At 48.4% G+C, this 2,077-nt stretch carries 3 protein-coding genes; all 3 read left to right on the forward strand.

Features of this window, described 5'->3' with window-relative positions; genetic code table 11:
- The coding region (locus RMO52_RS24500; RefSeq protein WP_310419612.1) for a C40 family peptidase at positions 1–451 on the forward strand (451 nt) is incomplete at its 5' end.
- 138 nt (positions 452–589) lie between these two features.
- Entirely contained in the window at positions 590–859 is a 270-nt protein-coding gene (locus tag RMO52_RS24505; protein ID WP_309737792.1) for a helix-turn-helix transcriptional regulator, read from the forward strand.
- A gap of 90 nt (positions 860–949) precedes the next feature.
- Positions 950–2,077, forward strand: a 1,128-nt coding sequence (locus RMO52_RS24510; protein WP_310419615.1) for an NAD(P)H-quinone oxidoreductase subunit N, incomplete at its 3' end; no start/stop codon positions are given.

The raw sequence follows: 2,077 nt of genomic DNA on the forward strand, positions 1-2,077 counted from the left end.
TTCGGTGGAGATCGATCGCACTACAATTGCTGCGAGTATTCCGAAGGTTATCGCTTTTACTCAAGCGGCGATGGCAGTATCCAATCATTACTTATGGGGAGGGACAGTTGCTCCTAATTATGATTGCTCGGGTTTGATGCAGGCGGCATTTGCGTCGCAGGGGATTTGGTTGCCACGCGACTCCTATCAACAGGAAGCTTTTGTAGAGCCAGTCTCGATCGAGCAGATGTTACCTGGCGATCTGATTTTCTTTGGTACGCCGGAGAAAACGGATCATGTCGCGCTGCATTTAGGCGAGTTACGCTATATTCACAGTTCGGGTATTCAAATGGGCAGGAACGGGATTGGAATCGATATTTTGACCGATCGCACTACCGATCCGGTTAGTGCTGGTTACTATGCCAAATTCCGGTGTTGTGGGCGCATAATGAATAGCTATAGTGGGCGCTAAGATTGGCTGGCTGCGACGATCGCTCGTCGAGGTGGCAGCATGGTAGATGAAGGGATTAGAATCGTTGGGATAGCCTCGCCATTGGCGAACCGCAAGCACACACAATCTGACTGACACCAATAACACAAGGCAGGGATGATGATCGATGATAATAAGCTGCAAACACCTGCTACGATGTCCGATCGGGAAATAGAAATAATCGAATTAGTAACTGCTGGCTTGACTAATGAGGAAATCTCGGCGCGATTAGAAATTAGCAAACGTACTGTAGACAACCACATTAGCAATATTCTCAAAAAAGCTGGTGAGGGTGTCGATAATCGTGTCGCGCTCGTCCGCTGGGCACTGCAATGGGGTAAGGTGTGTCTCAACGAAATCAATTGTTGCACTTTGCCACAGCGAGAGTAGGTAGAACCTAACCTAACATCCAGCATTGCTGTAAAATCGAGAAGCAGCTACGCGCACGACGACGATCGGTTCTTCTCACGTTAGATACTTATGGATTTTAATGATTTAGTTATCCAGTTAAATGCTGGGGCGATTCTGCCAGAGGGAATCGTCATCGCCACACTATTAATAGTACTGGTTGGAGACTTGATATTGGGGCGCAGTGCAGCCCGCAGTCTATCTTATGTTGCCGTGGGTGGACTATTAACGTCGATCGGGGCGCTGGTATTGCAGTGGGATAATCCCAATCCCGTGGCTTTCTTTGGTGCATATAGCAGCGATCCGCTGAGTGTAGCGTTTCGGGGGATTGTCGCGCTCTCGGCGGCGGTGACAATCTTGATGTCGATTAGCTATGTAGAGCAGACGGGAACAGCTTTGGCTGAGTTCGTGACAATTTTATTGACAGCCGCTTTGGGTGGGATGTTACTTTCGGGAGCCACCGAACTAGTGACGATTTTTGTGTCGTTGGAAACCTTGAGTATCTCATCCTACTTGATGACTGGCTACATGAAGCGCGATCCGCGATCGAATGAAGCCGCCTTAAAGTACCTCTTAATTGGTGCATCGAGTTCGGCGGTATTCTTATATGGTGTGTCGTTGCTGTATGGACTATCTGGCGGCGAAACTACCTTACCAGAAATCGCCACTGGGATGGCAAATTCCAATGGAAGTATCTCACTAGGGTTAGTTGTCTCCCTAGTATTTGTGATTGCGGGGATTGCCTTTAAAATTTCAGCGGTACCATTTCACCAATGGGCACCGGATGTCTATGAAGGTTCGCCCACACCCGTTGTTGCCTTCTTATCTGTCGGCTCCAAAGCAGCAGGTTTTGCCCTGGCAATCCGACTGCTGGTAACAGCCTTCCCTCAAGTTATCGAGCAGTGGCATTTTGTGTTCACCGCACTGGCAATTTTGAGTATGGTGTTGGGAAATGTCGTCGCACTAGCACAAACGAGCATGAAGCGGATGCTAGGCTATTCCTCGATCGCTCAAGCCGGATTTGTGATGATCGGGATGGTAATCGGTACGGAGACTGGTTATGCCAGCATGGTATTTTACCTATTCGTCTACTTGTTTATGAATTTGGGTGCCTTTGCCTGTGTGATTTTATTTACACTGCGGACGGGTACCGATCGGATTAGCGATTATGCTGGTCTATATCAAAAAGATCCCTTCCTC

Source organism: Chamaesiphon sp. OTE_8_metabat_110 (assembly GCF_031382685.1).
Classification (GTDB): domain Bacteria; phylum Cyanobacteriota; class Cyanobacteriia; order Cyanobacteriales; family Chamaesiphonaceae; genus Chamaesiphon.